At 71.8% G+C, this 25,843-nt stretch carries 22 protein-coding genes and 1 pseudogene; 8 read left to right on the top strand and 15 right to left on the bottom strand.

All coding sequences use genetic code 11. The annotated features are described in order from the left end of the window. Positions 1-136 precede the first annotated feature (136 nt). A complete protein-coding gene (locus ACFZCP_RS01875) occupies positions 137-2,332 on the bottom strand; it encodes an ABC transporter substrate-binding protein (protein ID WP_391423162.1) in 2,196 nt (731 codons plus the stop codon). 287 nt (positions 2,333-2,619) lie between these two features. On the opposite strand from ACFZCP_RS01875, the gene ACFZCP_RS01870 reads away from it, so the two are divergent. From ACFZCP_RS01870 to ACFZCP_RS01855, 4 genes are read left to right on the top strand one after another with little or no spacing between them, the layout of a single operon-like run. Continuing rightward, entirely contained in the window at positions 2,620-2,910 is a 291-nt protein-coding gene (locus ACFZCP_RS01870; protein ID WP_362688030.1) for a hypothetical protein, read from the top strand. A gap of 52 nt (positions 2,911-2,962) precedes the next feature. Continuing rightward, a complete protein-coding gene (locus tag ACFZCP_RS01865) occupies positions 2,963-3,784 on the top strand; it encodes a hypothetical protein (RefSeq protein WP_391423160.1) in 822 nt (273 codons plus the stop codon). 14 nt (positions 3,785-3,798) lie between these two features. Beyond that, positions 3,799-5,751, top strand: coding sequence for a fumarate reductase/succinate dehydrogenase flavoprotein subunit (locus tag ACFZCP_RS01860; protein ID WP_362688036.1), 1,953 nt, complete (start codon positions 3,799-3,801; stop codon positions 5,749-5,751). Then, a complete protein-coding gene (locus tag ACFZCP_RS01855) occupies positions 5,748-6,518 on the top strand; it encodes a succinate dehydrogenase/fumarate reductase iron-sulfur subunit (protein ID WP_391423158.1) in 771 nt (256 codons plus the stop codon). Before ACFZCP_RS01860 ends, ACFZCP_RS01855 begins: the two co-directional genes overlap by 4 nt. A gap of 331 nt (positions 6,519-6,849) precedes the next feature. Here ACFZCP_RS01855 and ACFZCP_RS01850 read toward each other — a convergent pair. Further along, positions 6,850-8,013, bottom strand: a pseudogene (locus tag ACFZCP_RS01850) (hypothetical protein); the annotation flags it as partial. A 546-nt stretch (positions 8,014-8,559) separates the two neighbouring features. Between ACFZCP_RS01850 and ACFZCP_RS01845 the strand changes: the two are divergent. After that, a complete protein-coding gene (locus ACFZCP_RS01845; protein WP_391423156.1) occupies positions 8,560-10,122 on the top strand; it encodes a hypothetical protein in 1,563 nt (520 codons plus the stop codon). Between the two features lie 272 nt (positions 10,123-10,394). Here the strand turns inward: ACFZCP_RS01845 and ACFZCP_RS01840 are convergent, their stop codons facing one another. From ACFZCP_RS01840 to ACFZCP_RS01815, 6 genes are all read right to left on the bottom strand, one after another. Further along, on the bottom strand, positions 10,395-12,983 hold the full coding sequence (locus ACFZCP_RS01840) for a SpoIIE family protein phosphatase (protein ID WP_391423154.1): 2,589 nt from the start codon (positions 12,981-12,983) through the stop codon (positions 10,395-10,397). Positions 12,984-13,232: 249 nt separating this feature from the next. Then, positions 13,233-13,661 (bottom strand): ATP-binding protein, encoded by a 429-nt coding sequence (locus tag ACFZCP_RS01835; protein ID WP_391423152.1) that lies wholly within the window; start codon positions 13,659-13,661, stop codon positions 13,233-13,235. 133 nt (positions 13,662-13,794) lie between these two features. Further along, entirely contained in the window at positions 13,795-14,205 is a 411-nt protein-coding gene (locus tag ACFZCP_RS01830) for an NUDIX domain-containing protein (protein WP_391423150.1), read from the bottom strand. Between the two features lie 83 nt (positions 14,206-14,288). Further along, on the bottom strand, positions 14,289-14,480 hold the full coding sequence (locus tag ACFZCP_RS01825) for an SPOR domain-containing protein (protein WP_362688054.1): 192 nt from the start codon (positions 14,478-14,480) through the stop codon (positions 14,289-14,291). A gap of 479 nt (positions 14,481-14,959) precedes the next feature. Then, on the bottom strand, positions 14,960-15,712 hold the full coding sequence (locus ACFZCP_RS01820) for a GntR family transcriptional regulator (RefSeq protein ID WP_362688057.1): 753 nt from the start codon (positions 15,710-15,712) through the stop codon (positions 14,960-14,962). A gap of 146 nt (positions 15,713-15,858) precedes the next feature. Further along, positions 15,859-17,013, bottom strand: coding sequence for a DUF4190 domain-containing protein (locus tag ACFZCP_RS01815; RefSeq protein WP_391423147.1), 1,155 nt, complete (start codon positions 17,011-17,013; stop codon positions 15,859-15,861). Between the two features lie 193 nt (positions 17,014-17,206). On the opposite strand from ACFZCP_RS01815, the gene ACFZCP_RS01810 reads away from it, so the two are divergent. Then, a complete protein-coding gene (locus ACFZCP_RS01810; RefSeq protein WP_391423145.1) occupies positions 17,207-18,436 on the top strand; it encodes a serpin family protein in 1,230 nt (409 codons plus the stop codon). A 199-nt stretch (positions 18,437-18,635) separates the two neighbouring features. On the opposite strand, the gene ACFZCP_RS01805 is transcribed toward ACFZCP_RS01810, so the two are convergent. Beyond that, positions 18,636-19,076, bottom strand: a complete 441-nt coding sequence (locus ACFZCP_RS01805; RefSeq protein ID WP_362688569.1) for a MarR family transcriptional regulator — start codon at positions 19,074-19,076, stop codon at positions 18,636-18,638. A 100-nt stretch (positions 19,077-19,176) separates the two neighbouring features. On the opposite strand from ACFZCP_RS01805, the gene ACFZCP_RS01800 reads away from it, so the two are divergent. Continuing rightward, a complete protein-coding gene (locus tag ACFZCP_RS01800) occupies positions 19,177-20,169 on the top strand; it encodes an SMP-30/gluconolactonase/LRE family protein (RefSeq protein ID WP_391423144.1) in 993 nt (330 codons plus the stop codon). A gap of 125 nt (positions 20,170-20,294) precedes the next feature. Here ACFZCP_RS01800 and ACFZCP_RS01795 read toward each other — a convergent pair whose 3' ends face one another. The 4 genes from ACFZCP_RS01795 to ychF form a co-directional block, all read right to left on the bottom strand. Next, positions 20,295-20,768, bottom strand: coding sequence for a redoxin domain-containing protein (locus tag ACFZCP_RS01795; RefSeq protein WP_391423142.1), 474 nt, complete (start codon positions 20,766-20,768; stop codon positions 20,295-20,297). Positions 20,769-21,256: 488 nt separating this feature from the next. Beyond that, entirely contained in the window at positions 21,257-21,511 is a 255-nt protein-coding gene (locus tag ACFZCP_RS01790) for a Txe/YoeB family addiction module toxin (protein ID WP_391423140.1), read from the bottom strand. Continuing rightward, a complete protein-coding gene (locus ACFZCP_RS01785) occupies positions 21,508-21,789 on the bottom strand; it encodes a type II toxin-antitoxin system prevent-host-death family antitoxin (RefSeq protein WP_391423137.1) in 282 nt (93 codons plus the stop codon). Before ACFZCP_RS01785 ends, ACFZCP_RS01790 begins: the two co-directional genes overlap by 4 nt. A gap of 199 nt (positions 21,790-21,988) precedes the next feature. After that, positions 21,989-23,077: a redox-regulated ATPase YchF gene (ychF, locus tag ACFZCP_RS01780; RefSeq protein WP_391423136.1), complete on the bottom strand. Its 1,089-nt coding sequence runs from the start codon at positions 23,075-23,077 to the stop codon at positions 21,989-21,991. Between the two features lie 341 nt (positions 23,078-23,418). Here ychF and ACFZCP_RS01775 point away from each other — a divergent pair, with 341 nt between their 5' ends. Further along, positions 23,419-23,799 carry a DUF6542 domain-containing protein gene (locus ACFZCP_RS01775; RefSeq protein ID WP_391423135.1) on the top strand — a complete coding sequence of 127 codons (381 nt, stop codon included), beginning with the start codon at positions 23,419-23,421 and terminating at the stop codon, positions 23,797-23,799. A 217-nt stretch (positions 23,800-24,016) separates the two neighbouring features. Here the strand turns inward: ACFZCP_RS01775 and ppgK are convergent, their stop codons facing one another. Continuing rightward, positions 24,017-24,766: a polyphosphate--glucose phosphotransferase gene (gene ppgK / locus ACFZCP_RS01770; RefSeq protein WP_391423133.1), complete on the bottom strand. Its 750-nt coding sequence runs from the start codon at positions 24,764-24,766 to the stop codon at positions 24,017-24,019. Between the two features lie 52 nt (positions 24,767-24,818). Beyond that, the gene (locus tag ACFZCP_RS01765; protein ID WP_362688083.1) at positions 24,819-25,835 is read right to left on the bottom strand and encodes a 4-hydroxy-3-methylbut-2-enyl diphosphate reductase; all 1,017 of its coding nucleotides are present in this window, start codon (positions 25,833-25,835) and stop codon (positions 24,819-24,821) included. Positions 25,836-25,843 lie beyond the last annotated feature (8 nt).

The following is a 25,843-nucleotide window of genomic DNA, read 5'->3' as shown; positions in this document are numbered from 1 at the left end:
CACGCCACGGCCTCACCCCATGGTACGGGGCCGCTGAGGATGCGGCTCGCCGGGATAGGTCTGCGCAGGTCAGGCAGCTCATCATCGGCCGGACGGGCAGCCGGCCGGCACGAGGGGAGCGCCCCTGCAGCGTCCCCTACCCCTTGCTCGGGCTCGGCGAGATCTTCGCCCCCTTCTTCAGGAAGCCCATGTCCTCGTAGACCGGTGTCTGGAACCCGAACGCCCCGGCGTTGACGAGATCCTTGCGCACGCCCACCAGCTGGGGCCGCTGGTAGAGCGGGATCGATCCCGCCTCCGCCCAGATCCGCGAGTCCGCCTTGCGGATCAGGTCGTGCTCCTCGCCCTCGTCCAGCTCCCCGGCGGCCTGGTCGAAGAGCTGGTCGACCTGATCGGTACCGACCCGCGTGTAGTTCTGCTCGACGCTCACCGACCCGTCCGCCGCCGGCACCGGCTTGGCGTAGATCGGGCGCGCGTCGGTCGCGGGGAAGGCGGTGGAGGGCCAGGAGTACAGGGCGAGGTCGTAGTCGCCGGCGGCGATGTGGTCCTTGAAGTAGCTCTCGTCGGAGACCTTGGTGATCGTCGTGCGGATCCCGACCTTCTCCAGCATCCCGGAGATCTGCTCGGCCACCGTGTTCAGCGTCTCGGCCCCGGGTCCCGACGGCAGGACGAAGCGCAGCGCGAGCGCCTTGCCGTCCTTGGCGAGCTGCCCGTTGACGGCGCCGGCCGGGGCCGCCGTGCCCTGCGGCGCGTACGCGCCCGGCGCGCTGCCGCGCTTGAGGTCCTGCCGGCCGTCCTGCGCGAGGTGCTTGCCGCCCTCGTCGCTCTTCTCCCGCTTCTCCTCGGCCGACTCGTGGTGTTTGCCCTTGCTGTCGTCCTCGCCGACGATGTACTCGCCGTCCTGGCCGCCCTCGGACTCCTCCTCCTTGTCCTTGTCCCGCTTGCCGCTCTGCGGGCCGGCCGCCTTCTCGCCCTTCTTCTTCTCCTCCTTCACCGGTCCCCCGGCCACCCAGCCGGCGTCCGCGAGCAGCGAGGCCGCCTCCTGGGTGTCCTGGCCGCCCAGCGCTCCGCTGCCGTCGCCGTAGGCGGCCTGCCCGGACAGGGCCAGGTGGCTGCCGACCGGGGCTGCGGGCAGGCCCAGCGGGGTCAGCACGATCCTGGCCAGCTCCTCGCGGTTCAGGGCGCGGGCGACGGCCCGGCGGACCCGGTCGTCGGCGAGGGGGCCGGCGGCGCCGTTGAGGGCCAGCTGGGTGTAGGCGGGCTCCAGCGACTTGCGGACGTCGAAGGCACGCAGCTCCTGCTGCTGCTCCAGGTACCGGGTGATGGCCTTGCGCAGCTTCTTCTTGCTCGCATGCACCGCGTCGGAGTCGAAGCCGTGCGCGAGGGCCCAGCTGCGCAGCCTCTTGGCGGAGGTCTTCCCGGCGCCCTGCAGCGGGCTGCCGGCGCCCTTCTGGCTGGTGGCCAGGGTGATCCGCTCGGCGTCGGAGGCGTCCACCTCGGCCAGGTCCAGGCTCCCGTCGGCGAGCGCCGCCACCCGGTCCTCGCGGGGTACGGCATGCAGCACGATCTGGTCGAGCTTGGCGGGCCTGCCCCACCAGCGCGGGTTGCGGGCGAGGACGACGTCCTTCGCGGCGGTGTCGACCTTCTGGAGGTTGAAGGGGCCCGCGGTGACCTTCAGCTTGCGGCGGGCGCCGTCGTTGAAGGCGTCCGGGGTGCCCATGACGTCCTTGGGGTACAGCGGCGAGAACAGCGACTTCCAGTCGGCGTAGGGGCGGGAGAAGGTGACCCGGACCTGGAGGTCGTTCGCGCCGCGCTCGATCTTCTCGATGCGGTCGTAGCCGGCGTTGCGGGCGGTCCAGTAGGCGCTGTCCCGGCCGGACAGGGCGCGCCACTGGGCGACGAAGTCGGCGGCACCGATCTCCCGGCCGTCGCTCCAGACGGCCTGCTGGTTCAGCTTGTACTGCACCACCTGGCGCGGTTCGGTCTCGATGACCTCGGCGGACTCCAGGTAGGCGGGGTTGGCCACCGGGCGTCCCGAGGCGTCCTCGCGGAACATCGACGGCAGTACGGCCTGGGCGACGCGGGTGGTGCCCGCGTCGGCGTCCGCCTGGAAGGTGTTCAGGGTCTCCGGTACGGCGTCCACGGCCCACTTCAGGGTGCCGCCCGCGGCGACCTGGTCGCGGGCGACGGGGGCGATGTCCTGCTTGGCCAGGGGCTGTCCCGCTGCGTCGTCGTCGGAGCCGCACCCCGCGAGGAGGGGCACCACGAGGGCCCCCGCGGTCAGGAAGGCGACCGAGCGCATCACCGCGCGCAGTCCGACGCCGTCGTGGGACATCTCTGCTACCTCCGGGAAGCCTCGGGCGTTATGATCACTTTTGGCGGTATATGGAGCTGATCAGATCTATGCGCCCACTGAAGAGGAAAGGATCCGGCGAGAGCGGGAGACACGGCGACGACGGACGGCAAGCCACCCGTGCGGCGCAATACACACCAATGTGCATCCGTACGCCTCGGCCAATCGGTGCACATCTCTTCACAGCAGCAGGTGTGAGGCGCAACACTCCAAGGCGCATGAACGTTGCCGCCCAGGGCCCGCAAGACCCGTGGAAGTGAGGGCAAGTCATGTCCGTGCACGACGAACTGACATCGGTCCAGCGTTGTCTCGACGACCTCCACCGGTCGCTGGGGCGCCTGGAGAGCCAGCTGGGCAGCGGCACCCTGGAGATGCGCCGGGTCCGGACGGACTCCGACCATCTGCGCGAGAGCGTGGCGCTGCTGCGTCAGGCGGCTGCCACCGGGGCCGCCCCGAGCCGGCCCGACCTCGTCACCATCTCCGACACGCCCTACGACATCAGCCTGTGGACGGACTCGGACGACGAGGGACTGGGCGCCCGCGACCGGCACGCCCCCTGAAGGGCGCGTGCGACCGGCACGCCCCGAACCCTGAACCGACCGGAGTGCTCCCTTGGCGACTGGTACGGAACATCAACAGAACAGCGGCGGCGTACACAGCCGTAGGCGCGCCGCGATCGCCGCCCCGCATCTGCGGACCGACCGCTGGTGGCTGGCGCCCGCCGTCACCGCGGCCGGTCTGTTCGCCTTCGTCGTCTACTCGACCTGGCGGGCCTTCGCGAACACGCACTACTACGCGGCGCCGTACGTCTCCCCGTTCTACTCGCCGTGCCTGGCCCAGAACTGCCGGACCATGCACGGCGGGCCGAACGCCGACCTCTTCGGCAGCTGGTGGGGCATCTCCCCCGCGATCATCATCCTGATCTTCCCGCTCGGCTTCCGTCTGACCTGCTACTACTACCGCAAGGCGTACTACCGCAGCTTCTGGGCCTCCCCGCCGGCCTGCGCGGTCGCCGAGCCGCACAGCACCTACACCGGCGAGACCCGCTTCCCGCTGATCCTCCAGAACGTCCACCGGTACTTCTTCTACGCCGCCCTGCTGGTCGCCGGCGTGCTGACCTACGACACCGTGCTGTCCTTCCGCGACACGCACTACCGCTGGGGCCACATGGGCCTCGGCACGGTCGTCTTCCTCGTCAACATCACCCTGATCTGGGCGTACACGATCTCCTGCCACTCCTGCCGGCACATCGTCGGCGGCAAGATCAAACACTTCTCGAAGCACCCCGTGCGCTACCGGGCGTGGCAGTACGTGGGGCGGCTGAACGCCCGCCACATGCAGCTGGCCTGGGCGTCCCTGCTGAGCGTGGCGCTCGCGGACTTCTACGTCTATCTCGTCGCGTCCGGGGTCTTCGACGATCCGCGCTTCTTCTAGTGAGGAACTGATTGATGTCCGTGGTGGACCGGCAGGAGTGGGACGTCGTCGTGGTCGGTGCGGGCGGCGCCGGACTGCGGGCCGCGATCGAGGCACGGGAGCGGGGCGCCCGTACGGCGGTGATCTGCAAGTCGCTGTTCGGCAAGGCGCACACCGTGATGGCCGAGGGCGGCATCGCCGCGGCCATGGCCAACGCCAACGAGCACGACAACTGGCAGGTCCACTTCCGCGACACCCTGCGTGGCGGCAAGTTCCTCAACCAGTGGCGGATGGCCGAACTGCACGCCCAGGAGGCCCCCGACCGGGTGTGGGAACTGGAGACCTGGGGCGCGCTGTTCGACCGGACCAAGGACGGCCGGATCTCGCAGCGCAACTTCGGCGGCCACGAGTACCCCCGGCTGGCCCATGTCGGCGACCGCACCGGCCTGGAGCTGATCCGCACCCTCCAGCAGAAGATCGTGGCCCTCCAGCAGGAGGACAAGCGGGAGACCGGGGACTACGAGTCCCGGCTGAAGGTGTTCCAGGAGTGCACGGTCACCCGGATCCTGAAGACCGGTCCCGACGGCGGCGCGGCCGGGGGCGACCGCGTCTCGGGCGTCTTCGCCTACGACCGCGAGTCCGGCCGCTTCTTCGTCCTCGAAGCCCCCGCGGTGGTCCTCGCGACCGGCGGGATCGGCAAGTCCTTCAAGGTCACCTCGAACTCCTGGGAGTACACCGGCGACGGGCACGCCCTCGCGCTGCTGGCGGGGGCACCCCTGCTGAACATGGAGTTCGTGCAGTTCCATCCGACGGGCATGGTCTGGCCGCCGTCGGTCAAGGGCATCCTCGTCACGGAGTCGGTCCGCGGGGACGGCGGGGTGCTCAGGAACTCCGAGGGCAAGCGGTTCATGTTCGACTACGTCCCGGACGTCTTCAAGGAGAAGTACGCCGAGTCGGAGGAGGAGGGGGACCGCTGGTACGAGGACCCGGACCACAACCGGCGGCCCCCCGAACTGCTCCCCCGCGACGAGGTGGCCCGGGCGATCAACTCCGAGGTCAAGGCGGGCCGCGGCTCGCCGCACGGCGGGGTCTTCCTGGACGTGTCGACCCGCATGCCCGCGGAGGTCATCCGGCGCCGGCTGCCCTCGATGTACCACCAGTTCAAGGAGCTGGCGGACGTCGACATCACGGCGGAGGCGATGGAGGTCGGGCCGACCTGTCACTACGTGATGGGCGGCATCGCGGTCGACTCCGACACGGCGGCGGCGCGCGGGGTGCCGGGGCTGTTCGCGGCCGGTGAGGTCGCGGGCGGCATGCACGGCTCCAACCGGCTCGGCGGCAACTCGCTCTCCGACCTGCTGGTGTTCGGGCGCCGCGCGGGCTGGCACGCGGCCGAGTACGCGGCGGGCGCGGGCGAGCGCCCCCCGGTCGCCGACGCCCAGGTCGACGCCGCCGCCGCGGAGGCCCTGCGGCCCTTCTCCGCCGGGACGCAGGACGAGGCGGGCCCGCCGGAGAACCCGTACACCCTCCACCAGGAACTCCAGCAGACCATGAACGACCTGGTCGGCATCATCCGCCGCGAGGGCGAGATGGAGCAGGCCCTGCAGAAGCTGGCCGAGCTGCGGGTACGCGCCCACCGGGCCGGCATCGAGGGGCACCGCCAGTTCAACCCGGGCTGGCACCTGGCCCTGGATCTGAGGAACATGCTGCTGGTCAGCGAGTGCGTGGCCCGTGCGGCCCTGGAACGCACGGAGTCGCGCGGCGGGCACACCCGCGAGGACCACCCGACGATGGACCGCACCTGGCGCAACGTGAACCTGCTGTGCGCGCCGGCCGACCCCACCGGGGGCCTCGCGGCGACCGACCCGGCCCGCGGCCGGATCCGCCTCACCCGCGAGACAACCGATCCCATCCGCCCGGACCTGCTCGCTCTCTTCGAGAAGGAGGAGCTGGTCAAGTACCTCGCCGAAGAGGAGCTCTACGAGTGAGCAGCTACGAGGCCCGCTTCAAGGTGTGGCGGGGTGACGTCGAGGGCGGCGGCCTGGAGGACTTCTCGGTCGAGGTGAACGACGGCGAGGTGGTGCTGGACATCATCCACCGCCTCCAGGCCACCCAGGCACCCGACCTGGCGGTCCGCTGGAACTGCAAGGCGGGCAAGTGCGGTTCGTGCTCGGCGGAGATCAACGGCCGCCCGCGGCTGATGTGCATGACCCGTATGTCGGTGTTCACGCGCGAGGAGACCATCACGGTCACTCCCCTGCGCACCTTCCCGGTGATCCGCGACCTGGTGACGGACGTCGGCTTCAACTACCAGAAGGCCAGGGAGGTCCCGGCCTTCGTCCCGCCCGACGGGCTCGGTCCCGGCGAGTACCGCATGTTCCAGGAGGACGTGGACCGCTCGCAGGAGTTCCGCAAGTGCATCGAGTGCTTCCTGTGCCAGAACACCTGTCATGTGGTGCGCGACCACGAGGAGAACAAGAAGGCGTTCGCGGGCCCGCGCTTCCTCATGCGGGTGGCCGAGCTGGACATGCACCCGCTGGACGCGGCCGCCGAGAACGGCCTGGACCGCAAGAGCACGGCCCAGGACGAACACGGCCTCGGCTACTGCAACATCACCAAGTGCTGCACGGAGGTCTGTCCGGAGGACATCAAGATCACGGACAACGCGCTGATCCCTCTGAAGGAGCGCGCGGTCGACCGCAAGTACGACCCGCTGGTGTGGCTGGGTTCGAAGATCAGGAGGAGGTCTTCGTAGGGTTCCGGCCGGGGCTCTGGGACAGGACCTGGAGGATCACCCCGGCCAGGAAGACCACCCACCACGCGAAGAACCCGAACCCGCCGAACCGGGCGACGTCCAACGGCCCCGTGAGCAGCTCCAGGGCCAGCCCGAGCGTCATCAGGAGGGTGCCGTAGCCCCACAGCCGCGGCCGCATCACCCGGTGGCGCAGCCACCGCGGTACCCAGTCCGCCCGGATGCCCGCGATGCCGCCCGCCGCGAAGACCGCCGCGGCCAGCCAGGCCCCCACCACCATGAACAGGCGCATGACGGGGATGGTGCCATCGGCGCCGGAATCGCGCCAGGCGCTCACCCAGTCCTCCTGGTACGCACGCCAGTCCGCCTCCGTGGCCGCGAAGTCGACGTACAGGGCGACACCGAAGCGGGACCGGCCGGCGTCCGTGCGGGACAGTCCCAGGCGGACACCGCGCACGGCGGCCGGCACGGTCTCGGCGCGGGCCCAGTGGTCGAAGTTGTTCTCTTGGTAGAAGGGCAGGCCCATCAGGAGGTCGGTGGTGTCCGGGGTGACCTCCAGGGCGAGGCTCGTCTGCTGGGCCACATACCCGCCGTACAGGCTCTCCAGCGGCTGCATCGTGTCGTACGACATGACGGCGATCTGGTCCACGCGGCGGGCCACCTGCCCGAAGTACGCCTGGGACCACCACTTGGGGTGGCCGGTCGTTGCGCCCCAGAAGGAGTGGAACGCCGGGAGCGGGTCGATCTGGTGGGCGGCCACGGAGAGCAGGGCGTGGTGGGAGCGGGTCAGGGTGCGCAGGTCGTCCAGGAGCGAGAGGTAGTCGCGGTCGCCGGAGTGGAGCGGTTCCAGGTCGAAGTGGGTGCCCTGGAAGCCGGTGGCGAGAATGTGGCGGGCCGAGGTGACGATCGCGGCGCGGGTGGCGGCACGCTCCAGGTGCAGGCCGTCGGGGCCCTCACTGGCCAGCTTGTCGCCGAGCCAGGCCTGGACGCGGACGCGGGGCGCCGCATCGTGCAGGGCGGTAATGAGCCAACGCGCTTCGGGGTAGGACGACTTGGGCAGGGTGCCGTCGTCTTCCAGGGGGCCGGCGTGGATGTACAGGTCGCGGACACCGGTGTCGTTCAGGCGGTGGGCGAGCGCCCGGACGTCCTCGGCCGACTTACGGCCGTCCACCCAGGCGTGGCCCAGCCAGAGGGCGTCCTTGTGGCGGGTGAGGGTGCCGGGTTTCGGGGTGCCGGTGTAGTTCAGTCGCAGGGCTGCTTCGGCGGTGAGGAGGGGGAGCAGCAGCAGGAGGACCAGGGCGGTCGCGAGGAGCGTGCGGCGGCGGGGGCGTGGGCGCTTCGCCTCGGCTTCGCCATCGGCCCTCGTGCTCCCACCCGCACCACCCGTGGGGCTCTCGTGGTCACCTGCGGGTGGCCCCTGTGCGGCGTCCTCGCCGCCGGCGGCTGCGGGTCGGCAGCTCGCTGACCTGCCACTCTCCCCCTCGGACCGTGCGGGCAGGCCGTGCGAGGGCTCGTCGGCCCCGGAGGGTGCGGGACGGTCGTGCGCGGGCTCGTCGGTCGCGGGCGGCGCAGGGCGCTCGTCCCGGGACTCTTCGGTCCCGGGCGGCGGCACAGGGCGGTCGTGCGGGGACTCCTCGGTCCCCGGCGACGCAGGACGGTCGTGCGCGGGCTCCTCGGTCGCGGGCGGCGCAGGGCGCTCGTCCCGGGACTCTCCGGTCCCGGGCGGCGGCACAGGGCGGTCGTGCGGGGACTCCTCGGTCCCCGGCGGCACAGGGCGGTCGTGCGGGGACTCCTCGGTCCCCGGCGACGCAGGACGGTCGTGCGCGGGCTCGTCGGTCGCGGGCGGCGCAGGGCGGTCGTGCGCGGGCTCCTCGGTTCCGGGGGGTGCGGGACGGTCGTGGTCGGGCTCTTCGGTGTCGGGGGGTGTGGGATCCGGTTGCAGCTGGTTGGTCTTCTCGTCCATTTCTGTCCCCCTGTACGTCTCTTCCCCCACCCGCATCCACCCCGCTCGCGAAGGCGCCTACCTGCCCATACGCTCCAAAATGTGACGTCCTCCCTGATTCGGGGCCGCCCGCGGCGCGCCACGGCCCGCATACGGGTGCGGATCGCGCGTGCCGTGCTGGGTGGCCTCGTGGGAGCCGGGTGGCTGGTGTTTCCGGTGATGACGGTCGGTGACCGGGGTCCGGTTCCCGTCGACCCGGCCGGGCCGGTCGCCAGTGCCGCCGCGGCCCCGCACGACGGGACGTCCACCACCGACCTCGTCATGCCGCTCGTCGCGCTCGGCGCGGCCGGGGCACTGGCCGGATACGGGTACGTGCGACGCACCCGGCGGGCCCGGACCCGGACGACACCGGGCATGGTGTCGGCGGCGCCGCCCGTGCCCACGTCGCAGGAGACCGAGCGGCAGGCCCGTGCCGCGCTGGTGCTGGCCGACGACTGTGTGCGCGGCAGCGAGGAGGAACTCGGCTTCGTCGAGGAGCTGTTCGGGCAGGAGGCGGTCGCACCGTTCGCGCATGCGCTGCAGGCCGCCAGGACCGAGCTCTCGGCCGCGTTCGCCATCTGGCGGCGGTACGAGGAGGGGGTTCCGGGGGACGAGGGGGCACGGCGGCAGGCGCTGGTGGGGGTGATCGGGCGGTGCGCGGAGGCGGGGCGGCGGCTGGACGCCGAGGCGGCGGCACTGGACCGGCTGCGGGGGCTGGAGCAGGACGCGGGTGCGGCGCTGGAGATCGCCGAGGGGCGGTTCCGGGGGCTGACCGCGCGGACCGCGGCCGCACAGACCACGGCGGAGGAACTGCACCGGCGGTACGCGCCCGCCGCCGGGGCCCCCGTCACCGGGTATGTCGAACAGGCGAAGGACCGGCTGGTGTTCGCCACGTCACGGCTCAACGAGGCACGCCAGGCCGCCGATTCGGGAGACGGGGCAGCGGCGGCCCGGCAGCTGCGCGCGGCCGAGGGCGCCGTCGCCCAGGCCGGTGTGCTCGTCGGCGGGGTCGAGCGGCTCTCGGCACGGCTGCGGGAGGCGGCCGCACTGGTGCCGGCCGCGCTGACCGGCGGGGAGGCGGAGATCGCCGAGGCCCGCAAGGGAGGCGGGCGGACCGCTCTGACCGCCGGGGAACTGAACGCCCGGCTCGCCCGCGCCGACGGTGTGCTCGCCGCCGTACGCAGCGAGCTGACCGGAGGGCCGTACGACCCGCTGGACGCGCTGCGGCGCATCGCCGGGGCCGTGGAGCGGCTGGAGGCGGGGCGGTCCGGAGTGGTGCAGGCGGGCGCGCTGCTCGTCGCACGCAGCGCGGTGGGCGGGGCGGAGGACTTCGTCGCCGTGCACCGGGGGGCGGTGGGTGCGCAGGCACGGGCACGGCTGGCGCAGGCGGGCCGGGCGCTCGGTTCGGGCGCCGACGACGAGGCGGACGCACTGGCCCGCCAGGCCCGTGAGCTGGCCGAACAGGACGTACGGGCGCACGGGAACCCCTACGCCTCGGCGGGCGGCTTCACCGCCGGCCTCGCGGGCGCCGTCCTGGGCGGCATCCTGCTGACCGAGGAGCCCGACGGAGGCCCCCCGACAAGCTTCGGCGGCCCGTCGACCCGCGCCCGCCACCACCTCCCCTGACAGCACCCCGACACCGGCACAAGGCACACGGGCACACGGGCGCAGGGGCACAACGGCACACGGGCACGGGCACGGGCACGGGCACACGAGCAGGCGCAGCCCACCCCAACGGCACCGTCGCAGCGGACCGAGTCGGGTGGGCGGGTGGGCGGGTGGGCGGAAGAACGAAATCCACCCGCACCCGCCCCACGCCGGCAGCCACGGCCCACCCCGGACGACACCCTCACAACCGACCGGGTCGTGCGGGCGGGTGGGCAAAATGCGCGGCCGGCTCAGAAGAGGCTCAGCAACGCCTCCGCCGGATCCGCCAGCCCGCTCTCCCCGCCGGGCAGCGGCAGTTCGAACCACACCGTCTTGCCCCGCGGAGTACGCCGCGAGCCCCACGCCGCGCTGAGCAGCCCGACCAGCTGCAGCCCCCGGCCCCCCTCGTCCGTGTCCCGGGCCCGCCGCCGCCGGGGCTGCACCAGACCGGAGTCCCACACCTCGCACACCAGCGTGCGGTCCAGCAGCAGCCGGAGCCTGATCTCGCCCTCGCCGTACCGCAGCGCGTTGGTCACCAGCTCACTGACGAGCAGCTCCGTCGTGTCGACGAGCGGCTCCATGTCCCAGCTGACCAGCTGCGCCCGCGCGTACTCCCGCGCCCGCCCCACGCTGCGGGGCTCGCGCGGCAGCGTCCAGTCGCCGACGGAGTTCGCGGGCAGCCCCTGCACACGGGCCATCAGCAGGGCGATGTCGTCCTCGCCGTGATGGGTGTCGAGGGTGTTGAGGACGTGGTCGCAGACGTCCTCCAGCGGTCGGGAGGGATCCGTCAGCGCGCCCACGAAGGCCTGCAGTCCCTCGTCCAGGGGGTGGTCGCGGGATTCGACCAGGCCGTCGGTGTAGAGGGCGAGGAGCGCACCCTCCGGGAGTTCGACCTCCACCTCCTCGAAGGGCTCTCCGCCGACGCCCAGCGGCATCCCCGGCGGCACGTCGAGCATCAGGGCCGCCTCGCCGGGTTCCACCAGCACCGGGGGCAGGTGGCCGGCGTTGGCGAACGTACAGCGTCTGGTGACGGAGTCGTAGACCGCGTACACACAGGTCGCGAGGTAGACCTCGGAGAGGTCGGCGTCGCGCGGCTGGCGGGCCGCGCGGGTGGCCTGCTGGACACCGCCGGGGGTACCGAGCCCGCGGGCGATCTCGTCCAGCGCGGAGAGGACCTCGGCCGGTTCGAGGTCCAGCAGCGCGAGCGTGCGCACGGCCGTGCGGAGTTCGCCCATCGCCACGGCGGCCCGCAGTCCTCGGCCCATGACGTCGCCCACCACCAGGGCCGTGCGGTGGCCGGGGAGTTCGATGACGTCGAACCAGTCGCCGCCGACCTCGGTGGCCGCGTTGCCCGGCAGGTAGCGGCAGGCGATGTCCAGACCGGAGGCCTCGGGGTCGCCGGGCGGGAGCAGGGAGCGCTGCAGGATGAGCGCGCGCTCGTGCTCGCGCCGGTACAGGCGGGCGTTGTCGATGCAGACGGCGGCGCGTGCGGCCAGTTCGACCGCGAGGTCCCGGTCGCGGTCGCCGAAGGGCTCGCTGCCCTTGGTACGGGCGAACCGGGCGAGGCCCACGACGGTGTCGTGGGCGACCATCGGCACGGCCAGTGTGGACTGCACGAGCCCGCCGTCCTCGGCGGGTACGCGCTGCGGGCGGGCGGTGCGCAGGGCGTCCGCGCAGGGCGAGTTGAACGGGAAGTGGTGGACCGCGCCGACCGCGACGGGCTCGCCGGAACCTCCGAAGGGCACGTCGGAGACGGCGCTGGCGAAGGCGACGCGGCGCAGTTCCGCACTGCCGTCCGCGAGGCCGGGCGGGGTCTCGTCACCGACGAGCAGGCCCTGGTAGAGGTCGACGGTCGCCAGGTCGCAGAAGCCGGGGACGACGACGTCCAGCAGTTCGCGGGCGGTGGTCTCCAGGTCGAGGGAGTTCCCTATGCGGGCGCCGGCCTCGTTGAGCAGGGCGAGGTTGCGGCGGGCGGCGGCCGCCTCGCGGGCGGCGGCGCGGCGTGCGGTGATGTCGGTGCCGAGCCAGGCGATGCCGATGGGCCGGCCGGTGCCGCCGTGCACGCGGTAGAGGTTGACGGACCAGTGGCGTCGTTCCTCGGAGCCGGGGACGAAGCCCGTCACATGCATGTCGGTGATGGAGTCACCGCTCTCCAAGACCCGGCGCAGGGTGGCCGAAATCCGCTCGGCCTCGCCCCGGGCCAGATAGTCGTGAACTCCCTTGCCGCGGTGGTCGTCCGGGGTTCCGCCGAAGATGGAGGCGAATCGCATGTTGGCTCGGCGGACCCGCAGATCAGGGTCGATCAGCAGGAAGCCGAACGGCGATTGGCCGAAAATTGCCTGCGAGGCAGCGAGGTCGGTCTCGATGCTGCGCAGGGTGCGGACGTCCACGACGATGCAGACGGCGGCCTTGTCGCCCTCCGCGGTCCGGGTGGGCATGACGTAGACCTCGGCGATCCCCTCCTCCCCGCGGGTCCCGTCCGGCCTGTCCGGCATCCGGAAGGGGACCGCCCCCGTCCACTCCCGCCCGTCGAGGATTTCGGCCATCTTGCGCTGGCCGCGCTCGCGCAGGTCGGGATCGATGAAGGCCTCTATGGGGTCCATGCCGACGGCGCGTTCGGCGGGGATGCCGAAGAGCTGCTCGGCGCGCAGGCTCCACTGGTCGACCAGTCCGCCGGGGTTGATGGAGAAGGACGCGACCTTGATGTAGTCGTAGATCGAGCCGGGCGGACTGCTCTGCCACATGGCGTCACCGGGCGCGTCTGCGGCCGGTACTGCCTGGTCCCTCGCGCCGTCCGACGGGTCCTCGGACTCCGTGGCCTTCGCTGGTATCTCGCTCACGCGAACCGTCCCCTCCAGCTCACCGCGCCCGGCACCGGTCACCGGGGGCGGCTGCCCGCAGTATCCAGCACTACGGCGCCGCACGACACGGTGTTCACGATCACAGCTCGGTCCAGGCGTTTTTCGGACCGGCCGTGAGAACACATCCAGTCTTCTAACCAGGGAACACGCCCGCGAATCACACACCCTCGCCCCGGTCGGCGGCCGGGGGCGCACGCTGGACGCCGCAGGGCCGGATGTACAGCGCGCTCAGCCGGGTACGGCGAGTTCGAACCAGACGGTCTTTCCGTTGCTCCCGGGCCGGGTGCCCCAGCGGCGCGAGGAGTCGGCGACCAGTTGCAGGCCACGGCCGCTCTCGTCCTCGGGGTGCGCGACGCGTTCGTGCGGCGGGTCGGGCAGCGGGTCCGACACCTCGACCAGCAGAACGTCGTCGAGTCCTGCGGGGCGTACCAGCCGCAGGCCGATGGGACCGGTGGCGTGCCGCAGGGAGTTGGTCACCAACTCGCTGACCAGCAAGGCCGCGAGATCGCAGAGAGAGTCGAGGTCCCAGCCGCGCAACTGCTCCCGGACCGCGGTGCGGGCCGTGCGCACGGCGTCGGGTTCCGCTGGAAAAGTCCACTCGGCACAGTCGCCCTCTGTGTCGATCACGCCGATCACTTCCCGGGTCAGCGAGCCCACCCATGTCCGGTTTCATGGGGTTAATGGGGACATACCCGGTATCGGGGGTGCATTACCGTAAACGACGGCGCACTGTGGCACGAACGGCGTACGGACGTTTCGATACGCTCCATCTCCGCACCGATGAGCCCGCTCAGTGCGCCCCGGCCGCCAGGCGCGCGGCGAGTTCGCGAACCGCCGGGACGTCCTGGTCGAGCCAGGGCACCTCCCAGAGCCGGTCGGGGGTGAGCCAGCGCAGGTCGTCATGGTCCTGAAGAGGGCGGGGAGCGGCGGAACCGGGGCGCAGGCGGGCGGTCCACACCTGCAGGACGTACGGGGACCTCAGGGGCCACTCCCCCGGGACGCGCTCGACCGCCTCGGCGTCGACGCCGAGCTCCTCGTGCAGTTCACGCACCAGGGCATCCTCGGGCCGCTCTCCGGTCTCCACCTTGCCGCCGGGCAGCTCCCAGCGTCCGGCCAGTTCGGGGGGCGCGCTGCGACGGGCGGCGAGCAGCCGGCCGGCGTCGAGCAGGGCGGCTCCCACCACCACGATCCGTTCGGTCATGGAGCGGAGCCTACGGGAGCGCACGAGGGGTCAGTTCCGGGCGCTGCCGTCCCCGTTTGGGTCTGCTGCGGGTCGACTCCGGTTCAGTTCTGGGAGCCGTCCCCGTTCTGGCCGATGCGTTCGACCCAGTAGAGCTGCTTGTGGCCGCGGTCGTCGAGGCTGTCGGCGATCTTCTGCGCCTCGGCCCGGGTCGCGTACCGCCCCACACGGTAGCGATTGCCGTTGTCGTCCTGCCGTATCACGATCCAGGGCAGGGAGACCGTGCCCTCACTCATCGCCCCCACCGTTCCTTCTTGCACTGCCCCGCCCTCCCCCACTCCCGGTCGCTCCCCCGCGCTCGACTGCTCCCGCACTCCCGGTAGCTCCTCCGCGCTCGACTGCTCCCCCACGCTCGACCGCTCGCGCGCGGGAGACATCCCCACCGCGGGAGGGAATCCCGCCGCAGGGGGACCTCCGTCCCGTCCCGGGCCCCGGCCGTGCCCCGCCTAAGGAAACCGCAATCCGCATATGCCCGAGCGTACGCCCTACCTTCACGGAGCGAATACGCCTTTTCACAAAGAGGTACGCAACCAGCCAGAACACAGGGGGCGCACGATGACGAACGCGCCGTCCACCAGGCCGGTGCCGTGCACGGGGGCATAACGGACGGACCCGCGATCACCTGCGAAAACGGCCGGATTGCCGCGGACGGCCGGGAGCCGGGACAGGCGCGACACCGCGCGAGCACCCCCCGAGGAGCGTGCCGGGATGTGCGCTACTTCACGGGGAGGTGGTACGCGACCCGGTAGCGGTCGGCCGGGATCACTACGTCAGCGGTCTCCACGGGGCGCCCCGAGGCGAAGTAGGTGCGCTGGACGACCACGACCACATGGCCGGGGACGCCGCCCAGGACGTGCAACTCCTCCGCGAGGCCGGGGCGGGCGCCGACCTCCTCGGTGACGTTGTCCACGATGACGTCGATGGCCCGCATGCGCTCGACGACCCCCATGCCGCCGAGCGGGCCTTCCTCGGGCAGCATCACCGGAGTGCGCCCGGTGACGGCGAGGGGCTCCCAAGAGGTGGAGAGCATCATCGGCTCCCCCGCCTCCCGGAACAGGTACTTGGTGCGCATGACCCGGTCGCCGAGCTCGATCTCGAGCCGCTCGGCGATGGTGGCACCGGCCTCGGCCTGCTCACTGCTCGACTCCCAGGTGCCGCGCACCGAGGCGTCGGCCTGCTCCTGCCGGAAGGGCGTGGCGCCCGCGGGCGGGCGGAACCCGGAACGGGACACGCGCCGGGGCACCGGCCGCTCGCGCACGTACGTCCCCGAACCGGAGCGGCCCTCGACCAGGCCTTCGGCCATCAGCACCTTGCGGGCCTCCAGCGCGACCGTGTCCGAGACGCCGTACTCCTCGCGGATACGGGCCTGGGAGGGGAGCCGGGTGTGCGGAGGCAGTGAACCGTCGACGATCTTCTTGCGGAGATCACCCGCGACGCGCAGGTACGCCGGCTGCTCACCGAAAGTCACTGGCCGCTCCCATCAGGTTGTACAGACAGCAACAGCCTGGCAACCGTGGGTTGTGCCATGCAAGCAGAGGCCAGGGAATCACTCGATGTGATGACAAGTGCCGGGGGAGGGCTTTACCAGGCGCTTTCTCCCCGCTATAGCCGCGATCACACCTCCCGACGGTCGCCGCCGCTGCCGCCCCCGGCTCCGCCGTCACCACCGTCCCCGCCGTCACTGCCGTCGCGCGAGGGCGGGGTGGTCTCCAGACCCAGCGCCTTGCGCACGGGCACCGCCTGCTTCGGGTCCAGCAGCCGCAGACCCGCGCCGTAGGACAGGTAGAAGTCGTCGGCGCCCTTCGCCTTCGCGGCCTTCGCCCACGGGGCCCGCGCCCGGTCCAGATCGGCCTCCAGCACGGCGACCGGCCCGCGGACGCCGGCCGGCCACTGCCGCCCGCGCAGCATCCGGGCCTGCTCGGCCAGCGCGGCCGACACCCGGCCCGCCCACGCCTTGTGCCCGGGCAGGTCGTCCTCGACGTCCTGCCCGTCGGGGGCGGACTCCAGGGCCGCGTTGAGGACGTGCGCGGCCTTCAGATAGGCGACCTGGTCGGCGTCCAGGACGGTTTCGTCGTTGCGCAGCGAACCGGTCAGGTTCCCGCCCTCGGACACACTGCCGAACACACAGGTGACCTCCCGGTCGCCCGCCGCCCAACTGCCCTCGGTGGGCGTGAGGTAGTACACGTCGACGTCGTCGGGGACGGCCCAGCCGTCCATGGCGTAGTCGTCCCGGAGGCCGTAACAGCGCTCGTCCGCGGCGGCGGTCACCGGGCCGTGGCCGGGGTAGGCCCCGCCCCCGAGCCGGAACGAGGCGAACACCTCGCCGTCGTGCTCACCGGAACAGGGCACCTTGTCGATGCCGTACGTCGTGCCGCTCAGCGAACCGCCGGGTGTGTCGAAGCACTCCCCCTTGGCCGGTGAGATGCTCGCGCCGTCGTGCGCGCCCTCCTTGACCCCCTGCCAGAAGTCGGACACGCCGCCCGTGGCGAGCAGCAGCGCCCACAGCGCGAGCCCGATCCCGGACAGCACCGAGCCGCCGACCGCGAGCCCCGTCCCGCGCTCGCCCCGCCGGCGGATCCGGTGCAGCGCCACCAGCCCGAGCACCAGCCCCACGCCCGGCACGCAGCACAGGACGCCCAGCACGAGGGAGGCGATGGCGAGACCGTTGACCGGTGCCGGCCGGTTGTAGGGGCTGTAGCCCTGCGCCCAGGGCTGGTACGCGGGCGGCCCGTAAGGGTTCTGTCCGCCCTGCGGGTGGCCCGGCGGCACGAAAGGCCCCTGCGGATACGGCACCCGAGGTGGCCGATACGGGTCTTCTGGCTGGTGGGGGCCGGGGGGCGGGGGTATGGACACCGGTACCGTGCTCCTGGGTAGGGCGGCGGCAGCACAGGACGGGCGAGGGCCCGGCGGCCGACTGACGTACGACTGGCCGCATGGTAAGCGGGGCACGAGTGGGGGCGGAATGAGGGTGGAACACCGGGCCGGAAGCGGGGTGGACGGCGCCACCGTACGCGTGGTGAACGGACTCACGGCGCGATGGGCGGCCCACGCGGCCGATGAGGGCACGGCCTTCTCGGCCACCGGGGTCTGGCCCCTGCTGGCCTTCCTCGCCGACGGCGCGACGGGGGCCGCGCGGGCGGAGCTGGCCGGGGCGCTCGGCGTGCCCGCGGAACATGCGGCCGCCGCCGCGCGGCACCTGCTGTCCGCGCTGGACGCGGTCGTGGGCCTGGACTCGGCCCTCGGCCTGTGGACGCACCACACGCTGCAGTTGCGGGAGGAATGGCGGGCCGGGCTGCCGGCCCGGACGCACGGGGTGTTCGGCGACGACCTCGTCACCGCACAGGAGCGGATGGACTCCTGGGCGGCCGAGCGGACCGGCGGGCTCGTGGAGCGCATGCCGGTGACGCTGAGCCGGGACACGCGCATGGTGCTGGCCGGCGCCCTCGCCCTGCGCACGGACTGGCGGCAGCCGTTCACCGAGACGGTGCTGCGCCCGGAATCCGGTCCCTGGCAGGGCCGTTCGCTGCTCGGGCTGCACCGCAGGAGCATACGGCCGGACCGGGTCGGCGTGGCGGGCACGCCGGACGGCTTCGTCACCGCGCTGACGGTGCCCGGCGACAGCGGCGTGGACGTCCATCTGGTCCTGGGCGAGGAGCGGATGACGCCCGGTCAGGTGCTCGGCGCCGGGGTCGGGGTCGTGGAGCGCGCGCTCGCCGTCACCGCGGGCGGCCTGCTGCCGCTCGGGCACGTCGGCCCCGGGGTGCACGTGGAACAGCAGCCCGCCACCGCGCCGGAGCCGATCGCGCTGGACGTGCGGACGGTGGCGTACGAGGTGCGGGCCGACCACGACCTGCTGGCGCTGCCCGGCCTCTTCGGGCTCGGCGCGGCCCAGGACCTGAGGCAGGCCCACTTCCCCGGCGTCAGCAGCTTCCCGCTGGGCCTCGGCACGGCCCGCCAGTCCGTCCTCGCCCGGTTCGGCGCGCTCGGCTTCAAGGCGGCGGCGGTGACGGCGTTCGAGCCGTACGGGGCCGGCGCCGCGCCGCAGTACCGCTACGAGACGACGGTCGTCCGCGTGGCCTTCGACCGCCCCTTCGGCTTCCTCGCGGTCGACCGCGAGTCACGGCTGGTGCTGATGGCGGGCTGGGTGACGGACCCTGCGCCGTATCCCGCCATGGGCCTGGGCAGAGCCTGAACCCTCTCGCGAGGAACATGACCGGCCGGCGAGGGGCCCGGGGATCTGCCCCGAGGTAGGCGCCCGGCCGGTCAGGGGCCCGAAGGGTCCGTCCCGGGGTACGCGACCGGTCCGTCAGGGGAACGGGGAATCTGTCCCGGCGTACGTGACCGGTGGGTCAGGGAACGGGGGATCCGCCCCGACCTACGCGACCGGTCCGTCAGGGGCCCGAGGGGCGTTGTTCCTCCAGCACGTCGACGCAGCGGGCGAGCAGGCCGGTCAGGGCGTCCCGCTCCTCGTCGGTGAACGCGGCGGCCAGTGCCCGCTCGACGCGTACGGCACGGGCGTCGGCGTCGGCGAGGACCGCGCGCCCCTCCTCCGTGAGGCGGGTCTCCAGGACGTTCCTGTGCCACTCGTGCGGGGTGCGGGCGATGTAGTCGTGGTCCTGGAGGTTCTTCAGGACCGTGTTCATCGTGGGCGGGGTGACCCCGCACAGCCGGGCCAGGGCGGCGGCCGAGATGCCGGGGTTGCCGGCGAGGTGGAGCAGGGCTCCGTACTGCGCGACCGTCACGCCCGCCGGTTTCAGGACCGCGGTCTTGGTCGCGTTGAGGGCCTGCTCGGCCCGCTTGAGGTGGGAGCCGAGGCGCTCGGGGACGGGCATGGAGGTCACCCGGGACAGATTAATCCGTTGCCGATGATTAGAGGTCTAACTTAGATTCGTACTCGTCATACAGTGAGCACCCGAACCGAGAGGCACATCCGTGTCCCGTTCGATCCACCGCCGCACCTTCCTGACCGGCACGGCCGCCCTGGCCGTCGCCACCGTCGCCGCCACCGCCCCCACGGCCGTCGCGGCCACCGCGCCCCGCATCTCCACGGCCTTCACCCTCCCCGGCGACCGGGCCTACCCGGAGGGCATCGCCCTCGACGCGCGCACCGGGGACGTGTACGTCGGCTCGTACACCACCGGCGCCGTCTACCGCGCAGCCGCCGGACACCGCAGGGCAGAGGTCTTCCTCCCGGCGGGCACCGACGGCCGTACGACGGCCAACGGGCTGAAGGCCGACCGGGCGGGCCGCCTGTGGGTCATCGACTCGACCGCCGGGATCGACGTCTACGACCTGCGCGACCGCTCGCTCCTCGCCCGCTTCGAGGTCCCGGCCGGCGACGCACGCTTCGTGAACGACCTCGTGATCACCGCGGACGGCACGGCCTACGCCACCGACAGTGCGCGGCCGGTGATCTACCGCGTCACCCCGGACGAGGTGACCCGCGCCCGCGGCGGCCGCGCACCGCTCACCACGCACTACGACCTGAGCGGCGCCCTGCCCCCGCACCCGTCCGGCACCTACGCCCTCAACGGCATCGCCGCCGACCCCACCGGACGGCTGCTGTTCGCCGTCGACATGACGGGCGGCGGACTCTACCGCGTGCACACCGCCACCGGTGCGGTGCGTCAAGTCACCCTAGATGGAGGTGACTTGGTCAACGGCGACGGCCTGGACCTGCACCACCGCACGCTGTGGGCCGCACACAACGCCACCAACACCCTCACCCGCTGGGAGCTGTCCCCGGACGGCACCACGGCCCGCCTGCGCCGCCGCCTGACCGACCCCGCGCTCCAGATCCCGACCACCCTGGCCCACACCCGCCAGGGCCTGCTGGTCGTCCGCTCCCAGTTCGACAAGGGCGGCCCGATGGGCCCGGGGGTGCCTCGAACGCCGTTCACGGTGGCACGGGTGACGGGGCTCTGACGGAGGCCCGCACCCTGAAGAGAGGAACCCTGAAGAGCGTCGCTCCGGCGGACGGGCGGAGGGCAGCGCCCCCGCCGGGAGCCGCGGTTGGCCGCCCGTCGGCGCCACGGGGCGGACGGAGCGCGTCACTGACGCGAACCGGCACGAGTGGCGAGTTCCGCCAGCTTCTCCAGTAGGAGGCCGGCATGGAGGTCCGGCTCGGGAACCGGGTGGATCAGGGACCGCACACAGCCGGTGCGGTCGAGGACGACGGCCGCTCGGGCGAACAGGGTCCGCCCCTCGGCCTGCACCTCGGGGACACCGAGCTCGCGGCCCAGAGCGAGGTCCGCGTCACCGATCAGCGGGTAGCCGAGGGCGCGGCTCTCGGCGAACTCCGCCAGGTGGCCGGGGGCGTGGGCGCTGACACCGAGCACCCGGGCGCCGGCACGGGCGAAGGCCACCGCCGCGTCGCGTGCGGAGCACAGTCCCGTGGTGCATCCGCCCAGTTCGGGCAGCCGCTCGCCGATGCCGGGCTCGGTGATGAAGAACAGCACGGTCCACTCGTGGTCGGGAGAGGGGATGGACACGGGTCCGTCGGTCGTCGGGACGGTGCGGCGCATGATGGTCCTCCTGGACGCGGTACGGGCGTGAGGCCGACGTGGACGACCACACGGATTCCACGCACGCCGGTTCCGCTGACCAGCACGGAACCACCACGGTGACGACCTGCCCGGCGCCTCCGAGCAACCATGAGCCGCCCGTCTCCCGGCCCGGCGCTCAGGCCGAGCTCCGCAAGGTCCCGTGAGACACGGCCCTGCCCATCCTGGCCGAGCCGACCGAGCCGGAGACCGACCCGCGGCCCGACTGCCGCCTACGGGCGGGCGACCATCGCCTGATCCACACGATCGACAACGCCGAGCCGGTGGGCGTGGGCGGTACACGTCGGGCGCCGCTCCACCGTCCCCGCCATCCGAACGCTCCCGATGTCGGACCGGAACATCCAGCACCGCCCCGGCACGGGATCGAAGAAGGGGTCGACCCCTGAAGAGGCCGCCCCCTCTCCCATCACCCCGCACGAGACCGGCAATGCAAAACGGACGCCCTGCGTTCAGTAGTGATAGCGAGCCGCGAGGATCACGATCTCCTTGTCCGTGACCAGGTAAACAAGGCGGTGCTCATCGTCGATCCGTCTCGACCACGCCCCGGGCAAGTGGTACTTCAACGGCTCGGGCTTGCCGATCCCCGTGAAGGGGTCACGCTTGACGTCCTCGATGAGCTTGTTGATCCGAGCGAGCATCTTGCGGTCGCTCTTGAGCCAGGACGTGTAGTCCTCCCGGCCCTGATCCTCGAAGACAAGCCTCACGCGTCACCCGCAGCAGGATCCGCCACATCCGGATCGATCAGCTCGCGCTCCGACACGTCGACGTTGCTCAGGGCATTCTCGTACGCCTTGAGCAGTCGCCGTGCGTTCACAGGCGAGCGCAGCAGGTACGAGCCCTCGCGCAGCGCCGCGTAGTCCTCGGCCGAGACAAGCACGGCGTTGCCATGCTTGGAGACGATCTCGATGGCCTCGTGGTCGTCGTTCACCTTCTTGATCAGCGGAAAGAGAGCCTTGCGGGCTTCGCTCGCAGTTATCGACATAAGCTGACTCCCTACCTCAAGTGGTACCGAATAACGTACCACTCACGGCCGCCTCAAACAGAGCCGATCAGGTGACGGACCACCAGAAAACCAGGCACCATCCCAGCACGGGAAACAGCAAGGGGCCGGCACCCGGAGGAGCCGACCCCACTTGCCCTGCATGCTTGCCGGGTCGCCAACGTGGTGTTACTTCATCCGCTCACACGTTGAAGCGGAACTCCACCACATCCCCGTCCTGCATCACGTACTCCTTGCCCTCCATGCGGGCCTTGCCCTTGGCGCGGGCCTCGGTGACCGAGCCGGACTCGACGAGGTCGGCGAAGGAGATGACCTCGGCCTTGATGAAGCCCTTCTGGAAGTCGGTGTGGATCACACCGGCCGCCTCGGGGGCCGTGGCGCCCTTCTTGATCGTCCAGGCGCGGGACTCCTTGGGGCCGGCCGTGAGGTAGGTCTGCAGGCCGAGGGTGTCGAAGCCGACGCGGGCGAGGGTGGCCAGGCCGGGCTCGTGCTGGCCGACGGACTCCAGCAGCTCCAGGGCCTCCTCCTCGTCCAGCTCGGCGAGGTCGGACTCCAGCTTGGCGTTCAGGAAGATCGCCTCGGCGGGGGCCACCAGGGCGCGCTGCTCGTTCTTGAAGTCCTCGTCGATCAGTTCGTCCTCGTCGACGTTGAAGACGTAGAGGAACGGCTTGGTGGTGAGCAGGTGCAGGTCGTGCAGCAGCTCGTTGCGCTCGGTGCCCTGGACGATGCCGTGCGCGAAGAGCGTGTCGCCCTTCTCCAGGATCTCCTTGGCTTCCTCGACCGCCTTGACCTTCGGCGCGATGTCCTTCTTGATCCGCGACTCCTTCTGGAGGCGCGGCAGGACCTTCTCGATCGTCTGGAGGTCGGCCAGGATCAGCTCGGTGTTGATCGTCTCGATGTCGTCCTTCGGCGAGACCTTGCCGTCGACGTGCACGACGTTCTCGTCCTTGAAGGCGCGGATGACCTGGCAGATCGCATCGGACTCACGGATGTTCGCGAGGAACTTGTTGCCCAGGCCCTCGCCCTCGGAGGCGCCGCGGACGATGCCCGCGATGTCGACGAAGTCGACCGTGGCCGGGAGGGTCCGCTGCGAGGAGAAGATCTCGGCCAGCTTGGTCAGGCGCGCGTCGGGGACGCCGACCACGCCGACGTTCGGCTCGATCGTGGCGAACGGGTAGTTGGCCGCCAGCACGTCGTTCTTGGTCAGGGCGTTGAACAGGGTCGACTTGCCGACATTCGGCAGGCCGACGATTCCGATCGTGAGCGACACGTTGCGACTTCCCGTAGATGAGTGGGCCAGGGGCTGCCAGGGGCCAGAGACACTGGCCGATCCACCAGTCTACGGCGTCCGTGGCAGGGGCTCGCGGGAGCGTCGAACGCCTGGCCAAGCTCTTCCCGTCGGCGTGTCTGGGGACCGATCAAGCACATAAGCAGACCTAAGTTGGTCCAATGGAGCAACACGGATCGCGACCCCCGAATGGCGGACGGCGACGCGGCGTGCCGGGCGCGCCGCTGCCGGCGCAGTCACGGCGGCAGCACGCCGGACACCGGCCGGGGGCGGGGAGGGGCGCGGGCCCGGTCCGGGAGGCCAGGCCGGCACCGCGGGGCGGGATGCCGGGTCCCCGGCTCACCGGGCTCGGCGGGGGGCTGTTCTGCGTGACCGTGATGGTCGTGCTCGGTGTCCTGGACCAGTTGCTGTTCGGGGGGTCCCTGACGCTGTACGGGGTGCTGTTCGTGCCGGTGTGCGTGCTGACCGCGCTGTGGGTGCGCGGGGGCGACCTGCTGACCGCACCCGTGGTCGTGCCGATCGGCTTCGCCGCGGGGCTCTTCCCCGTCGCCGACGGCAGCGGGGGGCTCGTCGGCCGGCTGATGGGCCTGGTCACCGGGCTCGCCACGCAGGCGGGCTGGCTGTACGGGGGGACGCTGGTCGCGGGGGTGATCGTGCTCGTACGCCGGGTGCGGTGGGTACGGAGCCGCCGTCGCCGCGGCTGACCGGCGGCCCTACACCCCGCGTCCAATACCCGGACTGACCAGCGACTCCAGTCCCCGCGCCCTACGCCCGGGACCGACCGGCAACTCCACGCCCCGAGTCGTACAGCCGGGACCGACCAGCAATTCCAGGCCCCGCTCGCTACACCCGGGACCGACCAGCGACTCCACGCCCCGCGCCCTGCACCCGGGACCGACCAGCGACTCCGCGCCCCGCGTCCTACGCCTGGCTCTGCGCGGCGCGCATCGCCGCTCCGACGATGCCGGCGTTGTTCTGCAGCTGGGCCGGCACGATCTCGGCCCTGATGCCCTTGACGAGGTGCAGGAACTTGTCCGCCTTGCGGCTCACCCCGCCGCCGATGATGAACAGCTCGGGCGAGAACAGCATCTCGACGTGGGCGAGGTACTTCTGGACGCGGCGTGCCCAGTGCTCCCAGGTCAGCTCGCCGTCCTCCTTGGCCTTGCTGGAGGCCCGCTTCTCCGCGTCGTGGCCGTTCAGCTCCAGGTGGCCCAGCTCGGTGTTGGGCACGAGGGTGCCGTCGACGAAGAGGGCACTGCCGATGCCGGTGCCGAAGGTGAGCAGGATGACCGTGCCGCGCCGGTCCCGGCCGGCGCCGAACTGCATCTCGGCGACGCCCGCCGCGTCCGCGTCGTTGACCACGGTCACCGGCAGGCCGCCCAGCCGCCCGCCGAACAACGCGCGCGCGTCCGTGTCGATCCAGCTCTTGTCCACATTGGCCGCCGTACGGACCGTGGCGCCGTCGGTGACCACTCCGGGGAAGGTCAGGCCCACCGGGCCCGACCAGCCGAAGTGCTCGACGACCTGCTGCACGCCGTCGGCCACGCCCTCGGGCGTCGCCGGGTGCGGCGTGAGCACCTTGCAGCGCTCCTGGGCCAGGTCGCCCTTGTCCAGGTCCACAGGGGCGCCCTTGATCCCGGATCCACCGATGTCCACGCCGAAGATCTGCATGGCTCCACGTTACGACGGACGACTGACGGTCACGCCCCGGGCGGAAGCGCGCTCACGCGTGAGACGTACCCGATCCACCGCGCTCGGCGACCAGGGCCGCCGCCTCGTCGCGCAGGTCGCGGCGGAGTTCCTTGGGCAGCGAGAAGGTGATGGACTCCTCGGCCGTCTTGACGATCTCGACGTCCCCGTAGCCGCGCTCGGCGAGCCACTGGAGGACCTGCTCGACCAGGACCTCGGGCACGGAGGCACCGGAGGTGACGCCGACCGTGGTGACGCCCTCCAGCCAGGCCTCGTCGATCTCGTCCGCGAAGTCCACCAGGTAGGCCTCGCGGGAGCCGGCCAGCTTGGCGACCTCGACGAGCCGCTTGGAGTTGGAGGAGTTGCGCGAGCCGACCACGATGACCAGCTCGGCCTCGGCACCCATCTCCTTCACGGCCAGCTGGCGGTTCTGGGTGGCGTAGCAGATGTCGTCGCTGGGCGGGGAGACGAGCCCGGGGAACTTCGTCTTCAGGGCGTCGACGGTCTCCATGGTCTCGTCCACGGAGAGGGTCGTCTGGGACAGCCAGACCACCTTCGACTCGTCGCGGACCTCGACCTTGGCGACGTCCTCGGGGCCGTCGACCAGCTGGATGTGGTCGGGGGCCTCGCCGGAGGTGCCGATGACCTCCTCGTGGCCCTCGTGCCCGATCAGGAGGATGTCGTAGTCCTCGCCCGCGTACCGGACGGCCTCCTTGTGGACCTTGGTGACCAGGGGGCAGGTCGCGTCGATGGTGGCGAGGCGGCCCTGCCTGGCCTCCTCGTGCACGACCGGGGCGACGCCGTGCGCGGAGAACATCACGATGTTGCCCGGCGGCACCTCCTCCGTCCGCTCGACGAAGATCGCGCCCTTCTTCTCCAGGGTCTGCACGACGTACTTGTTGTGGACGATCTCGTGCCGGACGTAGATCGGGGCGCCGTACTGTTCCAGCGCCTTCTCGACGGCGATCACGGCGCGGTCGACACCGGCGCAGTAACCCCGGGGGGCGGCGAGCAGGACACGGCGGCCAGGCGAAGCGGTCATGGGACCCATCGTAAGGC

Origin of the sequence: Streptomyces sp. NPDC007971, assembly GCF_042958635.1 — a bacterium.
Taxonomy (GTDB): Bacteria; Actinomycetota; Actinomycetes; order Streptomycetales; family Streptomycetaceae; genus Streptomyces.
This window is presented reverse-complemented; position numbering and strand designations above follow the sequence as displayed.

What these genes read in the sequence shown, in the direction of transcription:
- ACFZCP_RS01875 (WP_391423162.1), bottom strand. Translation starts at nt 2,332, where the DNA reads ATGTCCCACGACGGCGTCGGACTGCGCGCGGTGATGCGCTCGGTCGCC.
- ACFZCP_RS01870 (WP_362688030.1), top strand. Translation starts at nt 2,620, where the DNA reads ATGTCCGTGCACGACGAACTGACATCGGTCCAGCGTTGTCTCGACGAC.
- ACFZCP_RS01860 (WP_362688036.1), top strand. Translation starts at nt 3,799, where the DNA reads ATGTCCGTGGTGGACCGGCAGGAGTGGGACGTCGTCGTGGTCGGTGCG.
- ACFZCP_RS01830 (WP_391423150.1), bottom strand. Translation starts at nt 14,205, where the DNA reads ATGACCGAACGGATCGTGGTGGTGGGAGCCGCCCTGCTCGACGCCGGC.
- ACFZCP_RS01825 (WP_362688054.1), bottom strand. Translation starts at nt 14,480, where the DNA reads ATGAGTGAGGGCACGGTCTCCCTGCCCTGGATCGTGATACGGCAGGAC.
- ACFZCP_RS01810 (WP_391423145.1), top strand. Translation starts at nt 17,207, where the DNA reads ATGAGGGTGGAACACCGGGCCGGAAGCGGGGTGGACGGCGCCACCGTA.
- ACFZCP_RS01805 (WP_362688569.1), bottom strand. Translation starts at nt 19,076, where the DNA reads ATGCCCGTCCCCGAGCGCCTCGGCTCCCACCTCAAGCGGGCCGAGCAG.
- ACFZCP_RS01795 (WP_391423142.1), bottom strand. Translation starts at nt 20,768, where the DNA reads ATGCGCCGCACCGTCCCGACGACCGACGGACCCGTGTCCATCCCCTCT.
- ACFZCP_RS01785 (WP_391423137.1), bottom strand. Translation starts at nt 21,789, where the DNA reads ATGTCGATAACTGCGAGCGAAGCCCGCAAGGCTCTCTTTCCGCTGATC.
- ACFZCP_RS01775 (WP_391423135.1), top strand. Translation starts at nt 23,419, where the DNA reads ATGCCGGGTCCCCGGCTCACCGGGCTCGGCGGGGGGCTGTTCTGCGTG.
- ppgK (WP_391423133.1), bottom strand. Translation starts at nt 24,766, where the DNA reads ATGCAGATCTTCGGCGTGGACATCGGTGGATCCGGGATCAAGGGCGCC.
- ACFZCP_RS01765 (WP_362688083.1), bottom strand. Translation starts at nt 25,835, where the DNA reads ATGGGTCCCATGACCGCTTCGCCTGGCCGCCGTGTCCTGCTCGCCGCC.